The sequence below is a fragment of the Chitinophaga sp. 05T412 genome, from assembly GCF_056396465.1.
Genome location: NZ_JBFTLN010000006.1, coordinates 261925 through 284204 on the forward strand (window position 1 = coordinate 261925; position 22280 = coordinate 284204).

21 protein-coding genes are annotated in these 22280 nt (G+C 45.0%); 15 read left to right on the plus strand and 6 right to left on the minus strand.

Going from position 1 to position 22280, the window contains the following annotated elements; genetic code table 11:
• The first annotated feature begins 43 nt into the window (after positions 1 to 43).
• Positions 44 to 568 carry a GNAT family N-acetyltransferase gene (locus AC1DFM_RS15625; RefSeq protein ID WP_477077661.1) on the plus strand — a complete coding sequence of 175 codons (525 nt, stop codon included), beginning with the start codon at positions 44 to 46 and terminating at the stop codon, positions 566 to 568.
• 112 nt (positions 569 to 680) lie between these two features.
• Entirely contained in the window at positions 681 to 1826 is a 1146-nt protein-coding gene (locus AC1DFM_RS15630) for a C1 family peptidase (RefSeq protein WP_477077662.1), read from the plus strand.
• Positions 1827 to 2035: 209 nt separating this feature from the next.
• Here the strand turns inward: AC1DFM_RS15630 and AC1DFM_RS15635 are convergent, their stop codons facing one another.
• Positions 2036 to 2332, minus strand: coding sequence for a hypothetical protein (locus AC1DFM_RS15635; protein ID WP_477077663.1), 297 nt, complete (start codon positions 2330 to 2332; stop codon positions 2036 to 2038).
• A gap of 12 nt (positions 2333 to 2344) precedes the next feature.
• Positions 2345 to 2962: an L-threonylcarbamoyladenylate synthase gene (locus tag AC1DFM_RS15640; protein ID WP_477077664.1), complete on the minus strand. Its 618-nt coding sequence runs from the start codon at positions 2960 to 2962 to the stop codon at positions 2345 to 2347.
• Between the two features lie 75 nt (positions 2963 to 3037).
• On the opposite strand from AC1DFM_RS15640, the gene mtgA reads away from it, so the two are divergent.
• The gene (gene mtgA / locus AC1DFM_RS15645) at positions 3038 to 3754 is read left to right on the plus strand and encodes a monofunctional biosynthetic peptidoglycan transglycosylase (RefSeq protein ID WP_477077665.1); all 717 of its coding nucleotides are present in this window, start codon (positions 3038 to 3040) and stop codon (positions 3752 to 3754) included.
• Between the two features lie 6 nt (positions 3755 to 3760).
• Here mtgA and AC1DFM_RS15650 read toward each other — a convergent pair whose 3' ends face one another.
• From AC1DFM_RS15650 to AC1DFM_RS15665, 4 genes are all read right to left on the minus strand, one after another.
• Positions 3761 to 4279 carry an AAA family ATPase gene (locus AC1DFM_RS15650; protein WP_477077666.1) on the minus strand — a complete coding sequence of 173 codons (519 nt, stop codon included), beginning with the start codon at positions 4277 to 4279 and terminating at the stop codon, positions 3761 to 3763.
• The gene (gene pnuC / locus AC1DFM_RS15655; RefSeq protein ID WP_477077667.1) at positions 4276 to 4974 is read right to left on the minus strand and encodes a nicotinamide riboside transporter PnuC; all 699 of its coding nucleotides are present in this window, start codon (positions 4972 to 4974) and stop codon (positions 4276 to 4278) included. Before pnuC ends, AC1DFM_RS15650 begins: the two co-directional genes overlap by 4 nt.
• 4 nt (positions 4975 to 4978) lie before the next feature.
• Positions 4979 to 6673: a PNGase F N-terminal domain-containing protein gene (locus AC1DFM_RS15660; protein ID WP_477077668.1), complete on the minus strand. Its 1695-nt coding sequence runs from the start codon at positions 6671 to 6673 to the stop codon at positions 4979 to 4981.
• Positions 6674 to 6796: 123 nt separating this feature from the next.
• A complete protein-coding gene (locus tag AC1DFM_RS15665; protein ID WP_477077669.1) occupies positions 6797 to 7393 on the minus strand; it encodes a NifU family protein in 597 nt (198 codons plus the stop codon).
• 155 nt (positions 7394 to 7548) lie between these two features.
• Here AC1DFM_RS15665 and AC1DFM_RS15670 point away from each other — a divergent pair, with 155 nt between their 5' ends.
• The 12 genes from AC1DFM_RS15670 (at position 7549) to AC1DFM_RS15725 (ending at position 22166) form a co-directional block, all read left to right on the plus strand.
• Positions 7549 to 8064: a ferritin gene (locus tag AC1DFM_RS15670; RefSeq protein WP_477077670.1), complete on the plus strand. Its 516-nt coding sequence runs from the start codon at positions 7549 to 7551 to the stop codon at positions 8062 to 8064.
• Positions 8065 to 8114: 50 nt separating this feature from the next.
• Positions 8115 to 8567, plus strand: coding sequence for a methylglyoxal synthase (locus AC1DFM_RS15675; RefSeq protein ID WP_477077671.1), 453 nt, complete (start codon positions 8115 to 8117; stop codon positions 8565 to 8567).
• Between the two features lie 80 nt (positions 8568 to 8647).
• Positions 8648 to 10510, plus strand: a complete 1863-nt coding sequence (locus tag AC1DFM_RS15680; RefSeq protein ID WP_477077672.1) for a mechanosensitive ion channel family protein — start codon at positions 8648 to 8650, stop codon at positions 10508 to 10510.
• A 34-nt stretch (positions 10511 to 10544) separates the two neighbouring features.
• Positions 10545 to 10790 (plus strand): hypothetical protein, encoded by a 246-nt coding sequence (locus AC1DFM_RS15685; RefSeq protein WP_477077673.1) that lies wholly within the window; start codon positions 10545 to 10547, stop codon positions 10788 to 10790.
• Positions 10791 to 10794: 4 nt separating this feature from the next.
• A complete protein-coding gene (locus tag AC1DFM_RS15690; protein ID WP_477077674.1) occupies positions 10795 to 11538 on the plus strand; it encodes an ATPase in 744 nt (247 codons plus the stop codon).
• A gap of 102 nt (positions 11539 to 11640) precedes the next feature.
• Positions 11641 to 13179 (plus strand): glycoside hydrolase family 10-like protein, encoded by a 1539-nt coding sequence (locus AC1DFM_RS15695; RefSeq protein WP_477077675.1) that lies wholly within the window; start codon positions 11641 to 11643, stop codon positions 13177 to 13179.
• A gap of 453 nt (positions 13180 to 13632) precedes the next feature.
• Positions 13633 to 18162, plus strand: a complete 4530-nt coding sequence (gltB, locus tag AC1DFM_RS15700) for a glutamate synthase large subunit (RefSeq protein WP_477077676.1) — start codon at positions 13633 to 13635, stop codon at positions 18160 to 18162.
• 63 nt (positions 18163 to 18225) lie between these two features.
• Positions 18226 to 19701 carry a glutamate synthase subunit beta gene (locus AC1DFM_RS15705; protein WP_477077677.1) on the plus strand — a complete coding sequence of 492 codons (1476 nt, stop codon included), beginning with the start codon at positions 18226 to 18228 and terminating at the stop codon, positions 19699 to 19701.
• A 125-nt stretch (positions 19702 to 19826) separates the two neighbouring features.
• The gene (locus AC1DFM_RS15710) at positions 19827 to 20459 is read left to right on the plus strand and encodes a hypothetical protein (protein ID WP_477077678.1); all 633 of its coding nucleotides are present in this window, start codon (positions 19827 to 19829) and stop codon (positions 20457 to 20459) included.
• 105 nt (positions 20460 to 20564) lie between these two features.
• Positions 20565 to 21191 carry a hypothetical protein gene (locus AC1DFM_RS15715; RefSeq protein ID WP_477077679.1) on the plus strand — a complete coding sequence of 209 codons (627 nt, stop codon included), beginning with the start codon at positions 20565 to 20567 and terminating at the stop codon, positions 21189 to 21191.
• Positions 21192 to 21324: 133 nt separating this feature from the next.
• Entirely contained in the window at positions 21325 to 21921 is a 597-nt protein-coding gene (gene dinD, locus AC1DFM_RS15720) for a DNA damage-inducible protein D (protein WP_477077680.1), read from the plus strand.
• Entirely contained in the window at positions 21918 to 22166 is a 249-nt protein-coding gene (locus AC1DFM_RS15725; protein WP_477077681.1) for a hypothetical protein, read from the plus strand. Before dinD ends, AC1DFM_RS15725 begins: the two co-directional genes overlap by 4 nt.
• Positions 22167 to 22280: the final 114 nt, after the last annotated feature.

The following is a 22280-nucleotide window of genomic DNA, read 5'->3' on the forward strand; positions in this document are numbered from 1 at the left end:
TGGCATACTTGTATTTCCCAAAACAGTTTACTAGTTTTCAAACATGATCCAAACACCTCGACTACAATTGTTGCCGTGCTCACTGGAGCATTTCGAATTGCTATTACAGGGCAACGATCACCTGGCCGACCTGCTTGGTATTTCTATACAGGAAGGATGGACCGAATACCCGGAGATGGTCCTGGTAGCATATGATAAGTTACGGAATGATCCGGCCATGTTGGGCTGGTTCTTTTATCTCGTTGTGCATCGCGCCGACCAGCGCCTTATTGGGGCGGGTGGGTTTAAAGGCAAGCCCAATGAAGAAGGCCTCGTAGAAATGGGGTATGAAATAACCGCCGACTACCGGGAACGGGGATTGGGTACCGAAATGGCCGAAGCCCTGATTCGCTTTGCATTCGGACATTCTTATGTAAAACGCGTGATTGCCCATACAGAAGAAGAGTACAATGCATCCGTTAAAATATTACAAAAAGCAGGAATGCGATTTGTGGGAACAATGAAAAATAAAGAAGGAGAAGATCTCTGGGAGTGGGAGATCACCCGGGATCAATACCAGGAAAAATAACGCCTGTATCCCCAAAAGCTGTAGCAAGCTCCGTTCATCCATCTTTTCGCCGGTCAAATACCTGCTTTCCCTTATTTTTGATCCTTGTTTTAAAACTTATCATTTTACACTCATGAAGAAATGGATGATGTGTGCAGCCATGCTTTGCAGCGTAGGCGCATTTGCACAAAACAGTACCAATGTGGAGGGAAGTAAATACCAGTTCACAGTAGTTAAAAACCTGGATGCAGGAGATGTACAAAATCAAGGACGCACCGGTACTTGCTGGTCTTTCTCTGGTTTGTCTTTTTTTGAATCAGAATTACTGCGCAATGGTAAAAACAAAGGGCTGAATCTCAGCGAAATGTTTGTGGTACGTAAAATGTATCCATTGAAAGCAGCTAATTATGTACGCATGCACGGTAAAGCCAACTTCGGTGAAGGTGGCGGATTCCCGGACGATCTGTTGTGCCTCCGCGAATACGGCCTGGTTCCACAGAGCGTATATGATGGCAACAAAGACAAAATGTATAACCATGCTGAAATGGAAAGCCTCCTGGAAGGTATGGTCAATAAAATAGGTAATGCTAACGGCACCATCAATCCTAACTGGAGTAAAGCATTTGATGGTGTACTGAACGCATATATGGGAGAAGCACCTGAAAAATTCCAGTATAACGGTAAAAGCTACACGCCGCAGTCTTTTGCTAAAGAACTGGGCCTCAATGCAGACGACTATGTACTGATTTCTTCTTTTACGCATCATCCTTACAATTCACAGTTTGTATTGGAAGTACCAGACAACTGGAATTGGGAAAAAGTATACAACGTAAACCTGAATGACTTTACCAACATCGCTGAAAATGCCATCCAGAATGGTTACACCATTGCATGGGCTGCTGATGTAAGCGAAAAAGGCTTCAACTTTAAAGACGGCCTGGCCATTGTTCCTGAAAAAGACTGGGCTGACATGTCTGCAGAAGAAAGAAGAAATGCTTTCCTGGAACCAGGTAAAGAAAAAACCATCACACCTGAACTGCGTCAGCAGGCCTTCGATAACTACGAAACACAGGACGATCACGGTATGCACATTGTAGGTCTGGTAAAAGATCAGCATGGCAACAAATATTTCCGTGTGAAAAACTCCTGGGGTACTGATAATCCAGGATCAGGATATTTCTACGCTTCTGAGCCTTACTTCGCGTACAAAACCACCTGCTTCATGGTAAACAAAAAAGCTTTACCTGCAGATGTAGCCAAGAAACTGGGTATTAAATAATCGCTTTTTAAAAGCAACAGAGAGGTGGTTCGGTGATGCCGGGCCACCTCTTTTTCGTTAGCCAATACCAGCCCTTTTCCCCGGGCGCTGACCGCATTTTTAGCATTCTCCGAAGGTATTTATCTCCCGAAAAATATATTTGCTACAGGCAAGTATATTTACTTGACTTTGTCAATATTTATTCGCCAATACCAATATGGCAAAAGATTCTAATGTTTGCCTTCCAGTTGTTGCGTGTAGGAATAGTTGCCCAAACGGAGTTTTACGGGCAGCCCGGTGCTCTTTTGCCAAACCCATTCCTTTTTACAGAAAAAACCAAAGTGTTGCTGGTAATAAGCATCAGGTGCAAGCTTATAAGTGGGGTACACCGGCGGAGGAGCAGGGGGAATATAAGCGGGTTTAGGAGCAGGAAATAACTTCACCGGCTTCAGGGCAAAAGTTTGCCCGCTGGCCGCGTAGCTGGTCAACAAAAGCCCAATCATCCATATCCATCCGCACGTTTTCATAAAAATATTTTATCAGGATATTTCTTCAAAACTACCAATTCCTTCACGAATCAGCACCGGTTCCGGTCCGGTACAATCTATCACCGTTGAAAAGCCCATACCACCAGGACCACCATCTATCACGATGTCCACCTGTTTTCCAAACTTCTCATAAATAATCTCTGGGTCTGTATATTCTTCTACATAATGCTCTATGGGAAGGGTGGTACTCATCAGCGGATTATCCAACTCTTTTACAATGGTGCGGCAAATATTATTATCCGGCACCCTGATACCCACCGTATCTTTCTTTGTTTTTAACAGCTTAGGCACCATCCGGCTGGCGRGCAAAATAAACGTGTATGGGCCTGGCAATGCCTTTTTCAACATCCTGAACACAGGCGTATCCACACTTTTAGCGTAGTCAGATAAATGACTCAAATCATAACAGATAAAAGAGAAGTTTGCCTTTTTCGGATCTATCTGTTTAATCCGCGCTATCCGTTCTATGGCCTTGTGTTGTGTAATATCACAACCCAAACCATATACTGTATCGGTAGGATATATAATAATCCCTCCATCCTTCAAACATTCAATGATTGTTTTTAAATGGCGCGGATTCGGGTTATCCGGGTGTACGTTTAATAGCATATATAAAGTTAATGATTGTGTTTCACTTTCAGCTTTTTAGCCTACCTTTCGTCCCGATTTTTGTAAACCTACGCGATGAATTTAAAAGGMATTGTTCCCAGAACGTGGAGGAGATTGAAGAGGGTACTACTGGTTTTAATTGTTGCACAATTTGTTTATATCATCCTGTTGAAATGGGTGAATCCGCCTATTACCATTACTGAAATCGCCAGCTGGTTCAGCCTCTGGGGCACAGATAAAAAACTGCACAAAACATGGGTGAGCTACGACGAGATATCACAACACGCCAAACTCGCCGTAATAGCCAGTGAAGATCAGCTCTTCACCGATCACAATGGCTTCGACTTTAAGTCCATCGAAAAAGCCATGAAGCATAACCAACAAAGCAAAAAGATAAAAGGGGCCAGCACCATCAGTCAGCAGGTAGCTAAAAACGTATTCCTGTGGCAGGGACGCAGCTGGTTCCGCAAAGGACTGGAAGTATATTTCACGTTCATGATTGAGAAAATATGGGGGAAACAACGCATTCTCGAAGTATATCTCAATGTAGCCGAAATGGGAGAGGGCATATTTGGAGTAGAAGCCGCAGCCCAGGCCAATTACAATAAAAATGCGGCCAGTCTTAACCGCGAAGAGGCTGCCATGATTGCTGCCTGCTTACCTAATCCGATTAAATACACGATTAATCCACCCGCTCGAATTACCAGCTACCGCCAACGCAAAATCCTGATACAAATGCGCAACCTCGCGCCTGATCCGGATATTATGGAACTGGTAGTGGGCACTAAATAATACCGGCTACTGCAACAGTGCCTGCACACCCGCTATGGCAAGGGCTTCCCGCTCCTCATAAGTTCCTTTTATTTCCAGCCATGGAACACCGGAGGCGATAACAATATCCTTATAAACCTGATAGAAATAGCTGCGCATGGCCGGATCAGGGTATTCCCTTTGCGGATCTTCTTCCCAGGGCAAATCAATATAAGTAAGCAGATATAGGTCGCAGTGTTGCAGCGCCACCTGCTTTAATATACGCGGATCACAGTTTCCATATTTATGCTCACTCCATACTTTTATCACGTGTAAATCGGTATCGCAAATAAGCACCTCATGCGCTTTCCGGGCCTGTTGCTGTTCCAGCGCCAATTGTCCGGCTGCTATTTCCAGCAAATCGGATTGCTCATAAGGACGATCCAGCTGATCAATATATTCACGGGCATATTCCGGCGTCCACACCGTGTTGAAGTGGGTAGCCAGCATTTCGCTGAGTGTACTCTTACCTGTAGATTCAGGCCCTATAACAACTACTTTCTTCATTTATCAGACTTTTCTTTTTGCTGTACAATCGCTTTCCATTCAAAGTATCCAAATACGGCAATGATAAACAAAAAGACGGTCAGTAAAGCAGTCAGATACAGGTGCTTATAAAACAACAACGGGATGGCTACCAGGTTGGAAATGTTGAGCAATATCCAGTTTTCCAGCTTCCGTTTAGCTAATAACCACATCCCAGCGCAAGCGCTGGCAGAAACAAATGCATCCATCACTGGTACATTAGAATCGGAGAAATGAGTGAGGAGGAAATAAAAAATCCCCCAGCCCCCCAGCGCGATAATAATGGCAGTAATCAGCTCCCGGCGATTACTGCGTGTAATAGGCGTAGCTGGTTCTGCTGGGCCTTTCTTCGCCCAATATATCCAGCCATATACGCTCATAATAAGGTAATACGCATTCAGCGTAGCATCTGCATAGAGCTTGAAATGCTCCTGTGATAAGAGGTAAGTGTAAATACCAGTGCTGATAATACCGGTAGGGTATACCAGTATGTTATTATTTTTTTGGAAGATGACCGACAGTACAGCAAAAAACACCGCTGTTCCTTCCAGTAAAGTCATGTGCTGCAGTCCTTCTAAAAAGCCCTGGTATAAATCATTCATGGTGCGAAAGTGGATAATTATTTCCAGATTTTGCACATCGTTGTTGTGGCTTCCTACCACAACAACGATATGCAAAATGTTATTTCTTTTCTCCTATCAGTGTACCGGACACGTTCCAGAAGCTTTGGCTGGTCCCTTCGGGCTTGCCTTGTGGAATAGCCACCTGGATGGTGTGCCAGCCCGGCGTAATATCCGGCAGTGAAATAATTACCGGAGAGGTGAGCGTGCCCGGGCACCAGTTAGAACGGCTCAGATCTGAAGAAGACAGGCCATTGCCGAAATTGCCGGAAGCGGGATTAGAGAGGCGATAGGTAGCACAGTCCGTACGCCATGGAATAAAATGGTATACGCGTTTACCGTCTACAAAAATTTCATTCTGTTTAGGATTGAATTCATCGCCGCCACCCCAGCCACCATGGCCGGTAGTAAGGAAACGTAACTGTACATTTTTAAGTCCTTCGGGAATGTTTACCCGTACTTTCAGGGAGTCTTTATCAAACAGGGTTGCGTATTCCTGTCCGGCCATTTCCATCAGGTTAGTGGTATTGAAAACCGGGTAGATCCAGTTTGGCGCAGAGCGGTTCTCATCTTCCGGATCACCTGGATAATATTTAAGGCTAAGGCTTACTTTATGCCCTCCCTTGTCGTAGTTGCCAATATATACACCCAGCCATACATCGCCCTGCAGGCGGTTGTGCAGTTCGGTAATATCCTGTTTATAGATAACAGAATCCGCCCAGTTGTAGCCTGCTATTTTTACCTGGTTATTAAACTGCCGCACGCCAAATGGTGTGAAGAAACGCAATATTTCCAGGGTTGGTAAATAGTTGTCGGTGGCTACCATACCATGATAGCTGTTTCCATTATTAGCAGTAAACAACGGTAACGCCTGTACGCCTTTTTGCAGACCATCCAGGAAAGAGGTGGCTTTATCTGCCGGAATCATAAATACGGAACCGGTTCTGTCGTACGCGTCCCCGTTGGAGTATTGGGTCAGTTCTGCGAAAAGCGTTTCCCCCTTCTTTACTGCCGGCAAGGACACTTTTTTCAGTATCACAGTACCACCAGCGTAATGATAGGTTTGGTTCATTTGTTCTCCGGTGGGATTAGGTGTATTATTTCCCCAGCTGATTTGCTCCTGATTAAATACCGGGAGGGTAGTGTAACGGCTATCGATTACCTGCCGCATATAGGCGGCATCGTCAACCAGGGCGCCGGTATTGGTTGGCCAGGCCAGTTCTTCTGGCGTAATTTTACGATACGTGATTTTCTTGGCGATGGTTTCGCTGTTACCATTCCGCACAATTCTGAGAACGAGTCCCAAACCTGGAGCAATAGTGATATTAGGCGTGCCTTTCAGCGCCAGCGCATTGGTATACCATACCTCAATGGTATTAGAGCGGATAAATAGTTTTGCTTTCTTACATACATATCCCAGGATGGTAGCGGTATCGGGGAGGAGTTCCGGTGTAGCGTATTCACTAAAGTTTTTTTTCAGCGTGTATACGTCATTGTTAGGAAGACTTAACACCTGCAGGCTGGCTTGATCCTGTAATTGCAGGAATTGTTGTTCTTTTTGTTTGCCTTTGCCTGTAACGATGTGTGCACGTTGCTGATCGATGAACAACTGCAGTTCATTGCCAGGAATGGCTTTCCCGTTGCTGCCAAAACCGTAGGTGATAACGGCGCTTGTACTATCTACTCTTTTTTTGCCCTGGGCCCATGCCGGTTGTATTGCCACTGCGATACCGGCCAATAACACTAAAAACTTCATGCTGGCATTCTGGTTTAATAATAAAAAAAGGCCGTAGCCTACATACTAACGGCTAATAACTAAAAAAAGCACAGCCATAAAGACTGTGCTTTCGTTTAACACTATCATTCACTCAACTATGGCTTATTCTGCTTCTGCCACTACTTCCTTCACTTCAGGGATCATACGCTTCATCATGCCTTCAATACCGGCTTTGAGCGTAATCATGGAAGAGGGGCAGCCTGAGCAGGAACCTTGTAACATCAGTGTAACCGTGCCGTTGTCGTAATCTTTGAACTGAATGGCGCCACCATCCATTTCAACAGCTGGTTTCACATAGTTTTCAAGTAATTCCTTGATACGTTTTACCACATCTGTATCATCTGCGCTCACTTCGTTGCTGGCAGTAGATTTAGTAATCACTACCTCATCTTCGTTGATAACAGGGCGGGAGTCTTCCAGATATTCTTTCAGGAAGGCTTTTACCGTAGGAATTATATCGTTCCAGTCAGTTTCGCTGGTTTTGGTAAGAGTAATAAAGTTAGCCATGATAAATACCCCTCTGATAAAAGGGAAGCTAAACAACTCAACGGCCAATGGCGATGGTTTAGCGCTGGCTTCATCCGGGAAATCAATGCTTTTACCAGGATACAGGAGTTTGTTTGCCACAAACTTCATGGTTTCCGGGTTAGGCGTCATTTCTGTATATATGCTGATGATTGGATTTCCTGTTTTAATCATTTTATCCTAATTTACTTAAGCAAAGGTAACATTTTTCAGGCAGATTTTTGGGACAGATCTCACTGTTTGCTATTGAAAATAACAATTTGCTTATAGGTATTACTGATACCCCGCTTTCCCTGCCTTCTTCTTTATAATTATACAATTTTTTTGTTATGTTATTAAAAGAACTTTCACCAAAAATTCAGACGGCCTTAAATCAGCAGGTAGAAATGGAAGCCGCCTCTTCCCAATATTATCTGGCAATGGCCTCCTGGTCTGAAGTTGAAGGCTATAATGGGATAGCCCAATTCCTGTACCGGCACTCTGATGAGGAGCGCACGCACATGCTGAAGCTGCTGAAATTTATCAATGAACGCGGCGGACACGGCCTGGTACCGGCGTTAAAGCAGCCTACCGTGAAGTTCAAAAACATCCACGAGATTTTTGAGCAGGTATTTAGTCATGAGCTGGCTGTATCAAAAGAGATTAATAACCTGGTGGATATGTGCCTCAGCGAAAAAGATTACGCCACACATAACTTTTTACAGTGGTATGTAACAGAGCAAATCGAAGAAGAGCGTCTTGCCCGGCATATTCTCGACAAATTAAAGCTGATAGGCGAGGATAAGGGCGGTCTGTATATTTTTGATCGCGATCTGGCTACACTGGATACCAACGAAAGACATTAAAAAAATCCACATTCCATTTATTGCTGCCACTTATTACTTTTGTATCAGATATGCAAACCACGAAAGTATTAAAAGCACGTAAGCGGATCGCACTCATTGCACACGATCATAAAAAGGCGGAGCTCATTGAATGGGCCGTTTATAATAAAACGGTATTGAGTCGTCATGAACTATATGCTACCGGCACCACCGGCATGCTGATAGAGCAGGCGCTGGACGTATCTGTCAGAAAGTTGCTGAGTGGCCCTCTGGGCGGCGATCAGCAAATTGGTGCGCTGGTAGCCACCGGCGAGCTGGATGTCATTATTTTCTTCTGGGACCCCATGGAAGCACTGCCGCATGATCCGGATATCAAGGCCCTGCTTCGTTTAGGCGTGGTTTGGAATATTCCGATGGCCATGAACCGGGCATCTGCAGACTTTCTGCTTACTTCCCCCCTCATGCACGACGAATATGAAGCCAGTCTGCCGGACTACAGCCAGTATACCAAAAGAAAGGTATAGCGCCGGATATTTATAAAATTTTCATGTCGCCAACAGCAGCGCTAGCTGAATTTTCCGTACTTTAAATAAAAGCTTCGGGAATGAGAATTGTTTTTACCCTTTTCTTCGCTGCCCTGTTGGCGGGTATTACGCTGCAAACCAATGCGCAAACTGATAGCAGTACCGCCTCCCGCGATTCGGCGGCAGACTCACAGCTGGTACTGACCACCCGACTGCTCCGGGAAAACGATTCTCTCCAAAAAGCAGACGAGGCACAGAAAAAAGCGCTGCAGCAACAGCTCCTCCTTGGCAATAATGATCACCAGAAAAAAGAATTGCAGGAAAAACTCCGTGCTATTGAACAAGCTGACTCACTCAAGAAGGTGGCGAATCTGCAACGTATCAATCAGCTGAAAGCCACCCACACCGGTATTCCGGTTGTTCCATTCGGTGATACCCTCTTTTATGTTTATAATAAACTAGGACCGCTGCAACCCAGCGACCGCGCACAAAACATTAATCATAAGCTGGCACAATTAGCCAGTGATCCCTTTTTTGCAGCAGACTCCATTCGTCCTATACCCAATGAAAATAATATAGACGTTATCTATAACGATCTGGTACTGCTCAGTGTTACTGACGACGACGCCCTTTGGCTCAATCAGGATAAGTTAATAGTAGCCCAACAATATGCAGACACCATCAAGTCTGCCCTGATAAAGGAAAAGAAAGATACCAGCCTAAAAAGTATACTGATCCGCATCGCCTGGCTGTTATTAATCATCGTGGTATTTTCGGCGATTGTATTCGGCATCAACCGTTTGTTTAAACGCCTGCGGAACAAAGCCGTCAGGCAAAAAGACCAGTATTTTAAGGGCGTAAAAGTGAAGGAATACGCCCTGCTGAACCAACAGAAACAAATTGGGATCGTATTCACTGCACTGCGTATCGCCAGGATCATCCTTATCCTGTTTATTTTCTATATCACCCTGCCATTTGTGTTCAGCATATTCCCCTGGACCAAAGGGATTGCGGATAAACTCATCAGCTGGACATTATCTCCGGTTAAATCCATTGTCCTGAGCTTTGTTCATTATCTCCCTAAATTACTCACTATACTGGTGATATACTTTATTACCCGTTACCTGGTGAAGTTTGTGAATTACCTCGCAGAAGAAATAGCCGTCGGCAATCTCACTATAAATGGCTTCTATCCCGACTGGGCAAGGCCCACTGCTAGCGGCATCAAGTTTCTGTTGTATGCCTTTATGTTTGTTGTGGTGTTTCCTTATCTGCCCGGATCAGATTCTAAAATATTCCAGGGAGTATCTGTTTTTCTKGGGATACTCTTTTCACTCGGCTCTTCTTCCGCTATTTCCAATGTGATAGCGGGTTTTGTAATTACGTATATGCGTCCCTTTAAGATCGGCGACCGGGTTAAAATAGGGGAGATCACCGGTGATGTAATCGAAAAAAACCTGCTGGTAACGCGGCTCCGCACTATAAAAAATGAAGAAATAACGGTGCCTAATGCCAGTATTTTAAACGGCCATACCATCAATTTTACTACCTCCAGTAAGGATCTCGGACTGATTCTACACACCACCGTCACTATTGGCTATGATGTTCCCTGGAAACAGGTACACGAAATGCTGATAGGCGCTGCCCTGGCTACTGATGGAGTTTTGAAAGATAAACCACCTTTTGTATTGCAAACAAGCCTCGATGATTTTGCCATTGCTTATGAAATCAATGTGTATACAGATCATTCGCATAAAATGGCGGTGATTTATTCGGATTTACATCGAAATATTATTGATCACTTTAATGGTGCAGGAGTGGAGATTATGTCGCCGCATTTTATTGCGCATAGGGATGGGAATACCAGTACCGTGCCAAAAGATCACCTCCCTGAAGACTATGCACCACCAGTATTTAAAGTAAAGTTGGAGAAAGACCTCTAGTGTTTTTCTATGTATCTTTAAGAAAATGAATCTGATGGAAAATACCAATAAAATAAGAGAGGAAGACCAGGAAGAAGATGAACTGGTCAAGCGAGCCGCAGAAAAAGCCGGTGGCAGAGCTGCGAGAGAATCTCTCGCACTGGGGCTTCCCATTGCTATTCTTAAAGATTCCAAGGTTATTAATCTTTTCCCCGATGGCAAAGAGGAGGTCATTGAAGAGTTGAAAAACCCATTTATTAAAGTAACACAGAAAAAATACATTATTAAACGTGTTAACTAAACGGATGAGAGTTATTGCCGGGCCCAATGGTTCCGGCACGTCCACGTTGTTTAACTCCCTTTGTCAGGAAGTTAATGAGGTTACCGGGAAACCATTACGAACCGGGTACTTCATTAATGCTGATAATCTGGAAAAAGAATTGGAAGAAAAGCGATTCTTAAATTTCGAAAATTACCAACTTTCTGTCTTTCCTGATCAATGGAATCTTTTCTTAAGTAAAAGCTCTTTTTTTGAGAAATTAGATCTCGACCTCTTCAAATCCGCAGTTTTAGTCAAAGATAATTTGCTTCAGATTCTTGAGCCATTAGCCATTCCAGGAGGGTATATTGGAGCGTTAATTGCGGATTTTCTTCGGAATCAACTTATAACTTCGGGACAAACATTTTCGTTTGAAACAGTCATGTCCCACCCTTCAAAACTAGCGGAGATTAGTCATGCCAAGGATCTTGGATATAAGACTTATTTATATTTTATTGCAACAACCGCTCCTGCAATCAATGTCTCCCGGGTGCAAAATCGCATTTCAAAATCTGGGCACTATGTCCCCGAGTCAAGTATTGTTAGTCGCTATCCTAAATCCTTAGATAATCTCGCGAAAGCAACGCTGATGGTAGATAAAGCATATTTTTTTGATAATTCATCCGATTTAAAAATGATTGCTACCAAGGACGGAGAAGATCTAAACATTTTGGATGACCAACTACCTCAATGGTTCATCACCCATGTTATCCAGAAACTTTTCCCATAATATTCACTCCATTTCCTTCTATCTTCATAAGAATCACATATTTGTATCCTATCAGCCCCCGGTTTTTGCTATTTTCGCATCTTACGGATAAAAGTAAGGCAGATGTTGAAGCAATTTATAGCAGGTATCTTTCTATGGATCATTCTGGCACAGCAGGCATGGGCGCAGTTGCCTCCTAAACGCGAATTAAGAGCTGTTTGGATCGCGACTGTTGAAAATATTGACTGGCCGTCAAGGCGTGGATTGAGTACAGAGCAACAAAAACAAGAGTTTATCGCTATACTGGATCAGCAACAGCGTAATGGTATGAATGCTGTTGTGGTACAGGTTCGTCCTGCTACAGATGCTTTCTATCAGTCGTCTTACGAACCCTGGTCTGAATACCTCACCGGCGTACAGGGACAAGCACCTAACCCTTACTATGATCCACTGCAATTTATGGTGGAAGAAACGCATAAACGCGGAATGGAATTCCATGCCTGGTTTAATCCATATCGCGCAGTGTTTAATGTAAGCCGTAGCAGCATTGCAGCAAACCACATTACCCGTCTTAAACCACAATGGTTTCTTACCTATGATGGCAAAAAATATTTTGATCCGGGCATTCCGGAAGTGCGCGACTATGTAACCGCGGTAATTCGTGATGTAGTAAAGCGTTATGATATTGATGCCGTACATTTCGACGACTACTTTTATCCATATCGCGCGCCAGGAAAAGAGTTTCCTGACAACAGCTCTTACCGGCTGTATGGTAAAAATATGATGAAAGACGACTGGCGCCGGTCTAATGTGGATGCTATTATACAGCAGCTAAGTGTTGCCATTAAAGCAGAAAAGCCCTGGATGAAATTTGGTATCAGTCCTTTTGGCGTGTGGCGGAATAAAGACAAAGACCCTGAAGGTTCTTATACAAAAGGCGGGCAAACCAACTACGACGACCTATACGCCGATATCCTGAAATGGTTGAAAAATGGCTGGATCGACTATGTAGCGCCTCAGCTATACTGGGAGCGGGGGCACCGGCTGGCAGATTATGAAATATTACTGAACTGGTGGAGCCAGCATGGCTATGGCCGGCAGGTGTATATTGGACACGGCGTGTACCGTATCAACAGTAGCGCCGCCTGGAAGAATCCAAATGAAATACCTGCGCAGATTGAAGAAGCCCGAACACTCAACACTATCCAGGGAAGCATCTTTTATAGCGCTGCTTCCTTCAGGGGCAATCCCCAGGGCATAGAAACGCTGTTGCGGAATGGTGTGTATAAATATCCGGCGTTGCGGCCTATTATGCCGTGGCTACCAAAAGAAACGCCGGAGGCGCCTTACTTCATTGATGCCTTTGAACGCCCTGGCGGGCTGGAAATACATTGGTCTGATGATGATACCAGCGGTCACACCAAACAGTATGTCCTTTATCGGTTTGAGCAAAACGAGGCGGTTAACGTCAGCGACCCTACGAAAATACTCGCTATCCTGGAACAGATGCCTGACCCCGTATATAAAGATATTACCTATGTAAAAGGGAAAACGTATACTTACGTAGTTACGGCCCTTGACCGTTTTCAGAATGAAAGTCAAATCAGTCAGCCGTTGAGGATGGAGATAAAGAATGGCAAGGCTTTGTTCCTTTTTGAATAAAATACCGGCGCCATGCTCGTTAATGTGCATGGCGCCAACAAACTTCTTCTTCTCCCAATACCTTTTAATACCTGTAAATAAACCCTCCCTAACACAACACCCCGGTTGACGATTGTTTCCCCAACTTGCCGCACAGCACCCGATTTTGCACAAACACAAATACTGATTCCTTCTTATATGACAAGATAAGAATAATAAATAGGGTCCAAAACCAGCTGTCGCTACCATTAAATGACCCCAATTTACCTTGACCGGCCATTCATTTTTTCAAATATTCTAACAAATAACGCCATCTTTTTATTTTTTTCTAAATTTTAACCATCTAACAAAAGTTTGTATAAAAAATACCGCATTCCTTTAGTATCTTTAAACCGTTCCCGAATTATATCGTACACCATCACCCGCGGCGTAAGTCAGAGGGGAGAGTGTGCCAAAGCAAAAAATCTAAACCAAATGGATGAAGTGAAGCAAACGCAAGGTTTATACCGTCCGGAATTTGAACATGACGCCTGCGGAACAGGTTTTACCGCCCACATAAAGGGTCGTAAATCCCACCATATTATTCGTGATGCCTTAACCATGCTGGAAAACATGGAACACCGCGGAGCCTGCGGTTGTGAGCAAAACACGGGAGATGGTGCAGGAATCTTGTTTCAAACGCCCCACGAATTTCTGTACGACGAGTGCCTGAAGTTGGGTATTCGCCTGCCAGAATTCGGGAAATACGGTGTAGGCATGGTCTTCTTTCCGAAAGAACCACGCTGGCGCGAAGAGTGTCGTGAGATACTCCAACGTAGCGCAGAGAAATTAGGCCTGGAAATCCTGGGCTACCGTAAAGTACCAGTACGCCCCGATGGCATCGGTGAAACCGCCCTTTCTGTAGAACCAGAAATTGAACAGGTATTTATTGCCTGTCCTTATCATATCAGCGACCCGGAAGTTTTTGAGCGCAAACTATTTGTGCTCCGCAACTACGTTTCCAAAACAGTACGCAATACAGTGCCTAAAGAAAAGTCACTGTTCTATATTGCGTCACTTTCTTATAAAACAATCGTATATAAAGGTCAGCTGACCACCTACCAGGTACGTCATTATTATACTGACCTGAGTGATGAGAAAATGGTATCTGCCTTTGCACTCATCCACTCCCGCTTTGCTACCAACACTTTCCCCAGCTGGAGATTGGCGCACCCGTATCGCTACATTGCGCACAACGGTGAAATCAATACTCTCAAAGGGAACCTCAACTGGCTCCGCGCCGGTGAAAGAGACTTTGTGTCTAAATTCTTCACTACAGAGGAAATGGACATGCTCCTTCCTATTGTAGAAGAAGGACAATCCGACTCCGCCAGCCTGGATAATGTGATTGAACTCCTTACCATGACCGGCCGTTCCTTACCACATGTAATGATGATGCTGGTACCGGAAGCCTGGGATGGTAATGAAGATATGGGAGAAGAAAAGAAAGCATTCTACGAATACCATGCTTCTCTGATGGAGCCATGGGATGGTCCTGCTTCCATTTCTTTCACCGATGGTAAAATCATTGGTGCTACCCTGGATCGTAACGGGCTTCGTCCGAGCCGCTTTGTGGTAACAAAAGATGATCGCGTAATCATGGCCTCTGAAGCTGGTGTATTACCGATAGATCCCAAAAATGTTAAAGAAAAAGGCCGCCTGCAACCTGGTAAAATGTTTATCGTAGACATGGAACAGGGCCGCATCATTGGTGATGAAGAGCTGAAACAACAAATCTGCTCTCAGCAACCTTATGGCGAGTGGCTGAATAAATATAAAATCCGTCTGGAAGAACTGCCTGAGCCAAGAGTCACCTTTACTCATCTGGAACATGAGCAGATCTTTAAATACCAACGCGCATTTGGCTATAGCACAGAAGACCTGGATCACATCATCGCCCCAATGGCTATTGATGGCAAAGAACCAGTGGGCTCTATGGGTACCGATACACCATTGGCCGTACTGAGTAATCAGCCGCAACATCTGTGTAACTATTTCAAACAGCTGTTTGCACAGGTAACCAACCCACCAATTGATCCTATCCGGGAAAGACTGGTGATGTCGCTGGCTACCTTTGTAGGCAACAATGGTAACCTGTTGAATGAGGACCCGCTGCATTGCCATGGACTGGCGCTGCGTCATCCCATTCTCAACAACCATGAACTGGAAAAAATACGCAGTATCGATACCGGTTTATTCCAGGCTAAAACATTACATACCTACTTCAAGGCAGACGGCAAGCCCGGCTCCATGGAAAAAGGATTGGCCCGTCTTTGCCGTTATGCGGTAGATGCCGTGGAAGATGGTTTTGAAGTAATCATTCTGTCTGACCGTGCCATCGACTCTGAACATGCTGCTATTCCATCTATACTCGCTGCTTCAGCGGTTCACCACCACCTGATCCGCAAGGGTTATCGTGGTCAGGTAGGCCTCATTGTGGAAGCCGGCGACGTTTGGGAAGTACACCACTTTGCCTGCCTGCTCGGATTTGGCGTAACCGCTATCAACCCGTACCTGGCACTCAGCACCATACGCGATATGAAGCTGAACAACAAACTGGACACTTCCCATGATGTAGACAAGCTGAAAAAGAACTACATCAAAGCCATCTGCGATGGGCTCCTGAAAGTATTCTCTAAAATGGGCATTTCAACCCTGCAATCTTACCAGGGTGCGCAAATTTTTGAAATACTCGGTATCAATCAACAAACGGTTGATAAATATTTCACCGGCGCCGTTTCCCGTATTCAGGGATTAGGCGTGGATGATATTGCCCGTGAAACACTGGCAAAACACTGGATGGGATATGGTCGTAAAGAAACGCCTATTCAGCGCTTAACAGAAGGTGGTGTATACCAGTGGAAACGTAAAGGAGAATTCCATCTCTTTAATCCTACTACTATTCACTATCTGCAGTTGTCAACCCGTATGGGCGACTACGCTGCTTTCAAGAAATATTCCAAATCGGTAAATGACCAAAGTGAAAAAGCAGCCACCTTACGTAGCCTGTTTTCATTTAAACCTAACCGTCCATCTATTTCTATTGATGAAGTAGAACCAGCTACCAGCATCTTCAAGCGTTTTGCTACCGGTGCCATGAGCTTTGGCTCTATCTCTCATGAGGCACACTCTACACTGGCCATTGCCATGAACCGCATAGGCGCTAAAAGTAATACCGGTGAGGGAGGGGAAGATGAAATGCGCTATGCAGAACTGCCTAACGGTGATTCTATGCGCTCCGCCATCAAACAGGTTGCCAGCGCCCGTTTTGGGGTTACCAGCTACTACCTGACCAATGCTGATGAACTGCAGATTAAGATGGCTCAGGGTGCTAAACCCGGTGAAGGTGGACAATTACCAGGTCATAAAGTAGATGAATGGATTGCGAAAACAAGACACTCCACACCAGGCGTGGGCTTGATTTCACCGCCGCCTCACCACGATATCTATTCTATCGAGGATCTGGCGCAGCTGATCTATGATCTGAAAAATGCTAACCGTGCTGCCCGTATCAGTGTAAAACTGGTATCTAAAGCAGGAGTAGGTACCATTGCTGCCGGTGTGGCGAAAGCACATGCGGATGTAGTATTGGTATCCGGATTTGATGGTGGTACTGGTGCATCTCCGGAAAGCTCCATTAAACATGCCGGCTTGCCTTGGGAGCTTGGTTTGGCGGAAACACATCAAACACTTGTTAAAAATAAACTCCGTACCCGTGTAGTACTGCAAACAGATGGTCAGCTGAAAACCGGCCGTGACATTGCTATTGCTACGCTGCTGGGTGCAGAAGAATGGGGTGTAGCCACTGCTGCACTGGTAGTGGAAGGTTGTATCATGATGCGTAAATGTCATGTGAATACCTGCCCTGTTGGGGTAGCTACCCAGGACCCGGAACTGCGTAAACGCTTCACCGGAGATCCACAGCACGTTGTAAACCTGTTCACCTATCTCGTGGAAGAACTCCGCGAAATCATGGCAGAACTGGGCTTCCGCACAGTAAACGAAATGGTAGGCCAGGTGGGTTGCTTACAGGTACGTGATAACATCACCAACTGGAAATCACAAAAACTGGATCTGTCGCCAATATTATTCAATGAAGCACCTGCCGGCGAAACTGGCCTGTACAAACAGGAAGAACAGGATCACGGCATCAGCGAAGTAATTGACTGGCAGTTGCTGAAGGCTGCACAGCCTGCGCTGGAAAAGAAAGCCAGGGTATATCAGCAATATCCCGTAAAAAATACGGATCGTACAGTGGGTACTATCCTGTCTAACGAAATATCCAAACGCTACAAGAGCGAGGGATTACCGGAAGATACCCTGCACTTCAAATTTGTTGGATCTGCAGGCCAGAGCTTCGGCGCATTCACGACGAAAGGCCTAACGCTGGAACTGGAAGGAGAAGCCAATGACTACTTCGGTAAAGGCTTGTCTGGCTCCAAACTGATCCTTTATCCACAAGGAGAAGCTGGATTTAAGGCAGAAGAAAATATTATTGCGGGCAACGTTTGTTTCTACGGAGCTACCTCCGGTGAAGCCTACATCCGTGGTAAAGCTGGTGAACGCTTCTGTGTACGTAACTCCGGTGCTACCGTAGTAGTAGAAGGAGTAGGCGATCACGGCTGCGAGTACATGACCAATGGTAAAGCAGTGATCCTGGGTGAAACCGGTCGCAACTTTGGCGCAGGTATGAGTGGCGGTATTGCATATGTATACGATGTGAAAGGCACTTTTGCTAATCACTGTAACCGCGAAATGATCGACCTCGATCCGCTGGCACAGGAAGATATAGCACAACTGCAGGACCTGATTACTAAACACCACGCCTACACGAATAGTACCGTAGCGAAGTTTATCCTGAAAGACTGGGAAAACCAACTGCGTCATTTCGTGAAAGTATTCCCGAAAGAATACAAGGCAGTGTTGAAAGCAGGTGTCACACAAGGCCAGAAAGTAGGTCACTAAAAGAAACAATAACATTCATCATCAAAATATCCCTTTCAGGTAAGGGACTTGTGGAGGAAATTTATGGGTAAACCTACAGGATTCCTGGAATTTACACGCGAGCTGCCCGGGAAAGCAGACCCCCGGGAAAGGGTTGGCCACTATAATGAATTTGTAGAACGCTTTCCTGATAACAAGCTAAATCAGCAGGCTGCGCGCTGCATGAATTGCGGCGTGCCTTTTTGCCACAGCGGATGTCCCCTGGGTAATGTGATACCGGAATTCAATGATTCCGTGTATCGCCAGGACTGGAAAGAAGCGTACGATATTCTTACTTCTACCAATAATTTCCCGGAGTTTACCGGACGTATTTGTCCGGCGCCCTGCGAAAGCGCTTGTGTACTGGGCATTAACCAGCCACCAGTAGCTATTGAGGAAATAGAAAAACATATTATTGAGGTAGCGTTCGATAAAGGATTGGTACAGGCCAAAACGCCCCGCATGCGTACCGGCAAGAAGATTGCTGTTATTGGCTCCGGACCGGCAGGTCTGGCAGCGGCGGCGCAGTTAAACTATGCCGGCCATACCGTTACCGTATTTGAACGTGATGATGCGCCAGGCGGACTTTTACGCTATGGTATCCCTGACTTCAAACTGGAAAAATGGGTGATTGACCGTCGGGTGAAGCTGATGGAAGAAGAAGGAGTAGTATTCCAATGCAACGCCAATGTAGGCGTAAACGTTAGTACCAATGACCTGTTGAGAGAATACAACGCCATTGTACTAGCCGGCGGATCTACTATTCCCCGCGACCTGCCGATTGCTGGTCGTGAGCTGAAAGGCGTCCATTATGCGATGGACTTCCTGAAACAACAGAACAAAAGAGTAGGCGATAAAACAGTAGATGGCAACGACATCTGGGCAACCGGAAAAAATGTAATTGTTATTGGTGGTGGAGATACTGGGTCCGACTGCGTAGGTACCAGCAACCGTCATGGTGCTACCAGCATTACGCAACTGGAGCTGCTTCCAAAACCGCCGGGCGAACGAACTTCGTATATGCCCTGGCCTACTTATCCAATGATATTAAAAACGTCTTCTTCTCATGAAGAAGGAGCAGACCGTAAATGGGCCATCGCTACCAAATCCTTTATAGGAGATGAGAACGGTAACCTGAAAGCCCTGCGCCTGGTAGACCTGCAATGGACCGCCAGCGCTGATGGCAGACCAGCCAAATTCACTGAGGTCCCAGGATCGGAAAGAGATGTACCTTGCGAGCTGGCACTCCTGGCAATGGGCTTTGTACATCCGCAGCATACTGGCTTGCTGGATCAGCTGGAAGTAGAAAAAGATGAACGCGGTAACGTAAAAGCTACCGAAAAAGATTACCTGACATCCATCCCTAAGGTGTTTACTGCCGGCGATATGCGCCGCGGACAATCACTGGTGGTATGGGCAATAAGCGAGGGTCGCGAGTGTGCGAGAAAAGTAGATGAATTCCTGATGGGCAGCTCCCAACTGGAAAGCAAGGACCATTCCTTACAGGCTATGGCACTGTAATTAAATTTTTCTCATAAGCAGGTTTAGATTTTGTTGTAACCTTCAGCCGGGCCGGGTTTTTACCCGGCCTATATTTTTTTAAAATTGTCTATATTCGGGGCTGTTAACATCTATATCCCTGTACAATGAAGCAGTTATCCCTTGTAATGTTGCTGTTGGTATTGCGCTGCAGTATCCAGGCACAAACACACCAGAAGAAGAATTACAGAAGCTCCAAAACCATTGAAACGCTTAAGGAAAATACTGTTACAAAGGATTATAAATCCTTGCTAATCCTTAGCTCCGGCTCCATGGCCAGTAGAAAATTTATTCATGATATCATTTATGAACTGGATAAACAATTGGCAGACTACCATATCACGTATACTTATGTCTATCTTGGTGCGGAGGAAGCGATCATTAACGACAATCTTAAAAAGAGTGTGTCGTCTGGTAAGTATGATGCCATCCTCATGATCACTCCTCTACGTTCTATCACACAGACAATCGTCTATAAAGAAGAATCCCTTTCAACAATGCGAATGCAAGACGGTAGCGAAATAGCATCACAAGGAAATCCTTATCCCTATCGTGTTGAGGATCGTTTGGCAGAAAAAGTGGAGCTACTGGTCACTGAAAACCTGAATAGCGAACCCGTGTGGCGTGGTATGCTTCAAACCGATATCAGGCAGGATGCACAAAAAGTATTTGTTGGTATCAGCCGCAACCTAATTGCGGAAATGCAGGAAAATAAGTTGATCTCCAACACTAAAAAATAGTTATCCACACAATCAGCGATACAATTACCATCTCAGTAGAAGAAATAAGTCTGTTCAGCTATTTCTGCTAATAGCCTCCTCCTAAACCCAATACATTTGTTCATTATGAAAAAATGGGGGTGCTTTTGGAGCTTTTTATTACTGACACTTGCCGCCGCTGCGCAGCAACAKGCACAGCATGCCGTGTTCATAACGAATGGCGCTCCACTGAAAAAAGGGCTATACAAAACCTTTGAAGAATTTCAGCATAACAGCCCTTCTGAAGAAGGGGACCTGGTAATCAAAAACCGCAGCTCTGCCGCACAAATCTATCTGCTGGCCAATAGAAATGAACTGGTACTCCGCGATGGCGCCGGCCAGGAACATAAAGTAAAAAACTATTGGGGCTTCTGTGATGGCATCAATATCTATATCAGAGACAACGGCCTTAATAAACTCGAAGAAACCGGCTACTACTGCATTTACACCCTGCACGGCATCCAGCCTTCCCGTAGTTATCTTAACCAGGCCGACATGACAACGAACAGCATTAGCAGCCCGGTGGTGTTTAAAAAAGTACTGAATGTGGTTACCGGGCAAATACTGGATTTATCTGCCTATAATCTAAAAAAATATATTCTTCCACAGGATAGTGCACTGCTGGATGAATTCCGGGCAGATAAAGAAAAGAAGGACCAACTGGTGAATTATATTTATCGGTTTAATGAACGGAATAAACCCGTGTTGCAATAAGATACTATTTCCGCTGCTCCGATCTGATTTTTATCCTTTTGAGCCTATTTGAGCCTCATTAACTAAACTCCTTTTTACTGATTTTACTTTTGTGCTTCACAATATTGTGAAATGATTTTAAACACTTCTTTTCATGAAAAAAGAATTGATTGAAGCACTGTTTGCTCAGTTTGAACAAGCCCGTTACGACCACAAAGAAATTGAATGCTGGAGTGCCAGAGAATTGCAGGAAATTCTTGGATACACTCAGTGGCGAAACTTTACTAAGGTAATTGAGAAAGCAAAAATTGCTTGTGAAAACAGCGGGGTGGCGGTTTCTGACCATTTTGCTGACATCAGCAAAATGGTCACCGTGGGAAGTGAGGCAACAAGAAACTTGCAAGACATCGCACTTACCCGTTACGCCTGTTACCTCATTGCTCAAAACGGAGATTCCCAAAAAGATCCCATTGCTTTTGCACAAACGTACTTCGCTGTGCAAACCCGTAAACAGGAGATTATTGAAAAAAGACTCCTTGACATTGATCGGATTAATGCCCGCGAAAAATTATCAAAATCAGAGAAAGTGCTGTCTGGAATCCTGTATGAAAGAGGCGTTGATGAAAAAGGTTTCGCCAACATTCGCTCCAAGGGAGACCAGGCCTTATTTGGTGGATTCAACACCCGTGATATGAAGAAAAAACTGATGGTGCCTGATAATAGGCCCCTGGCTGATTTTTACCAACCTTGACCATCAAAGCCAAAGACTTTGCAACGGAGCTTACGAGTCATAATGTGGTGGAAAAAGATCTGGAAGGGGAAGTCGATATCACCGAAGAACACGTAGATAATAACTCCGCCGTCAGAAAAATACTGCTGGAAAGAGGCGTTAAACCCGAAACCCTTCCTCCCGCAGAAGATGTGGATAAAGTAAAAAAGCGAATCGAAAAAGAAGATAAACACGCCTTACACCAGGGCACACGAAAAGAAGAATAATTAATCCTATACTCCGTCCGATCCATCTGTTTTCCGCCAACCTGTGCATTTTCCTACTCACTTCAATCGCAGCATCTTTCCAAAAATAGTGTGTCCGTTACCGTATTTGACGTA

Coding starts and splice junctions, on each gene's coding strand:
- AC1DFM_RS15625 (WP_477077661.1), top strand. CDS start 44: ATGATCCAAACACCTCGACTACAATTGTTGCCGTGCTCACTGGAGCAT.
- AC1DFM_RS15630 (WP_477077662.1), top strand. CDS start 681: ATGAAGAAATGGATGATGTGTGCAGCCATGCTTTGCAGCGTAGGCGCA.
- AC1DFM_RS15635 (WP_477077663.1), bottom strand. CDS start 2,332: ATGAAAACGTGCGGATGGATATGGATGATTGGGCTTTTGTTGACCAGC.
- AC1DFM_RS15650 (WP_477077666.1), bottom strand. CDS start 4,279: ATGAAGAAAGTAGTTGTTATAGGGCCTGAATCTACAGGTAAGAGTACA.
- AC1DFM_RS15660 (WP_477077668.1), bottom strand. CDS start 6,673: ATGAAGTTTTTAGTGTTATTGGCCGGTATCGCAGTGGCAATACAACCG.
- AC1DFM_RS15665 (WP_477077669.1), bottom strand. CDS start 7,393: ATGATTAAAACAGGAAATCCAATCATCAGCATATATACAGAAATGACG.
- AC1DFM_RS15670 (WP_477077670.1), top strand. CDS start 7,549: ATGTTATTAAAAGAACTTTCACCAAAAATTCAGACGGCCTTAAATCAG.
- AC1DFM_RS15675 (WP_477077671.1), top strand. CDS start 8,115: ATGCAAACCACGAAAGTATTAAAAGCACGTAAGCGGATCGCACTCATT.
- AC1DFM_RS15685 (WP_477077673.1), top strand. CDS start 10,545: ATGGAAAATACCAATAAAATAAGAGAGGAAGACCAGGAAGAAGATGAA.
- AC1DFM_RS15690 (WP_477077674.1), top strand. CDS start 10,795: ATGAGAGTTATTGCCGGGCCCAATGGTTCCGGCACGTCCACGTTGTTT.
- AC1DFM_RS15695 (WP_477077675.1), top strand. CDS start 11,641: ATGTTGAAGCAATTTATAGCAGGTATCTTTCTATGGATCATTCTGGCA.
- gltB (WP_477077676.1), top strand. CDS start 13,633: ATGGATGAAGTGAAGCAAACGCAAGGTTTATACCGTCCGGAATTTGAA.
- AC1DFM_RS15705 (WP_477077677.1), top strand. CDS start 18,226: ATGGGTAAACCTACAGGATTCCTGGAATTTACACGCGAGCTGCCCGGG.
- AC1DFM_RS15710 (WP_477077678.1), top strand. CDS start 19,827: ATGAAGCAGTTATCCCTTGTAATGTTGCTGTTGGTATTGCGCTGCAGT.
- dinD (WP_477077680.1), top strand. CDS start 21,325: ATGAAAAAAGAATTGATTGAAGCACTGTTTGCTCAGTTTGAACAAGCC.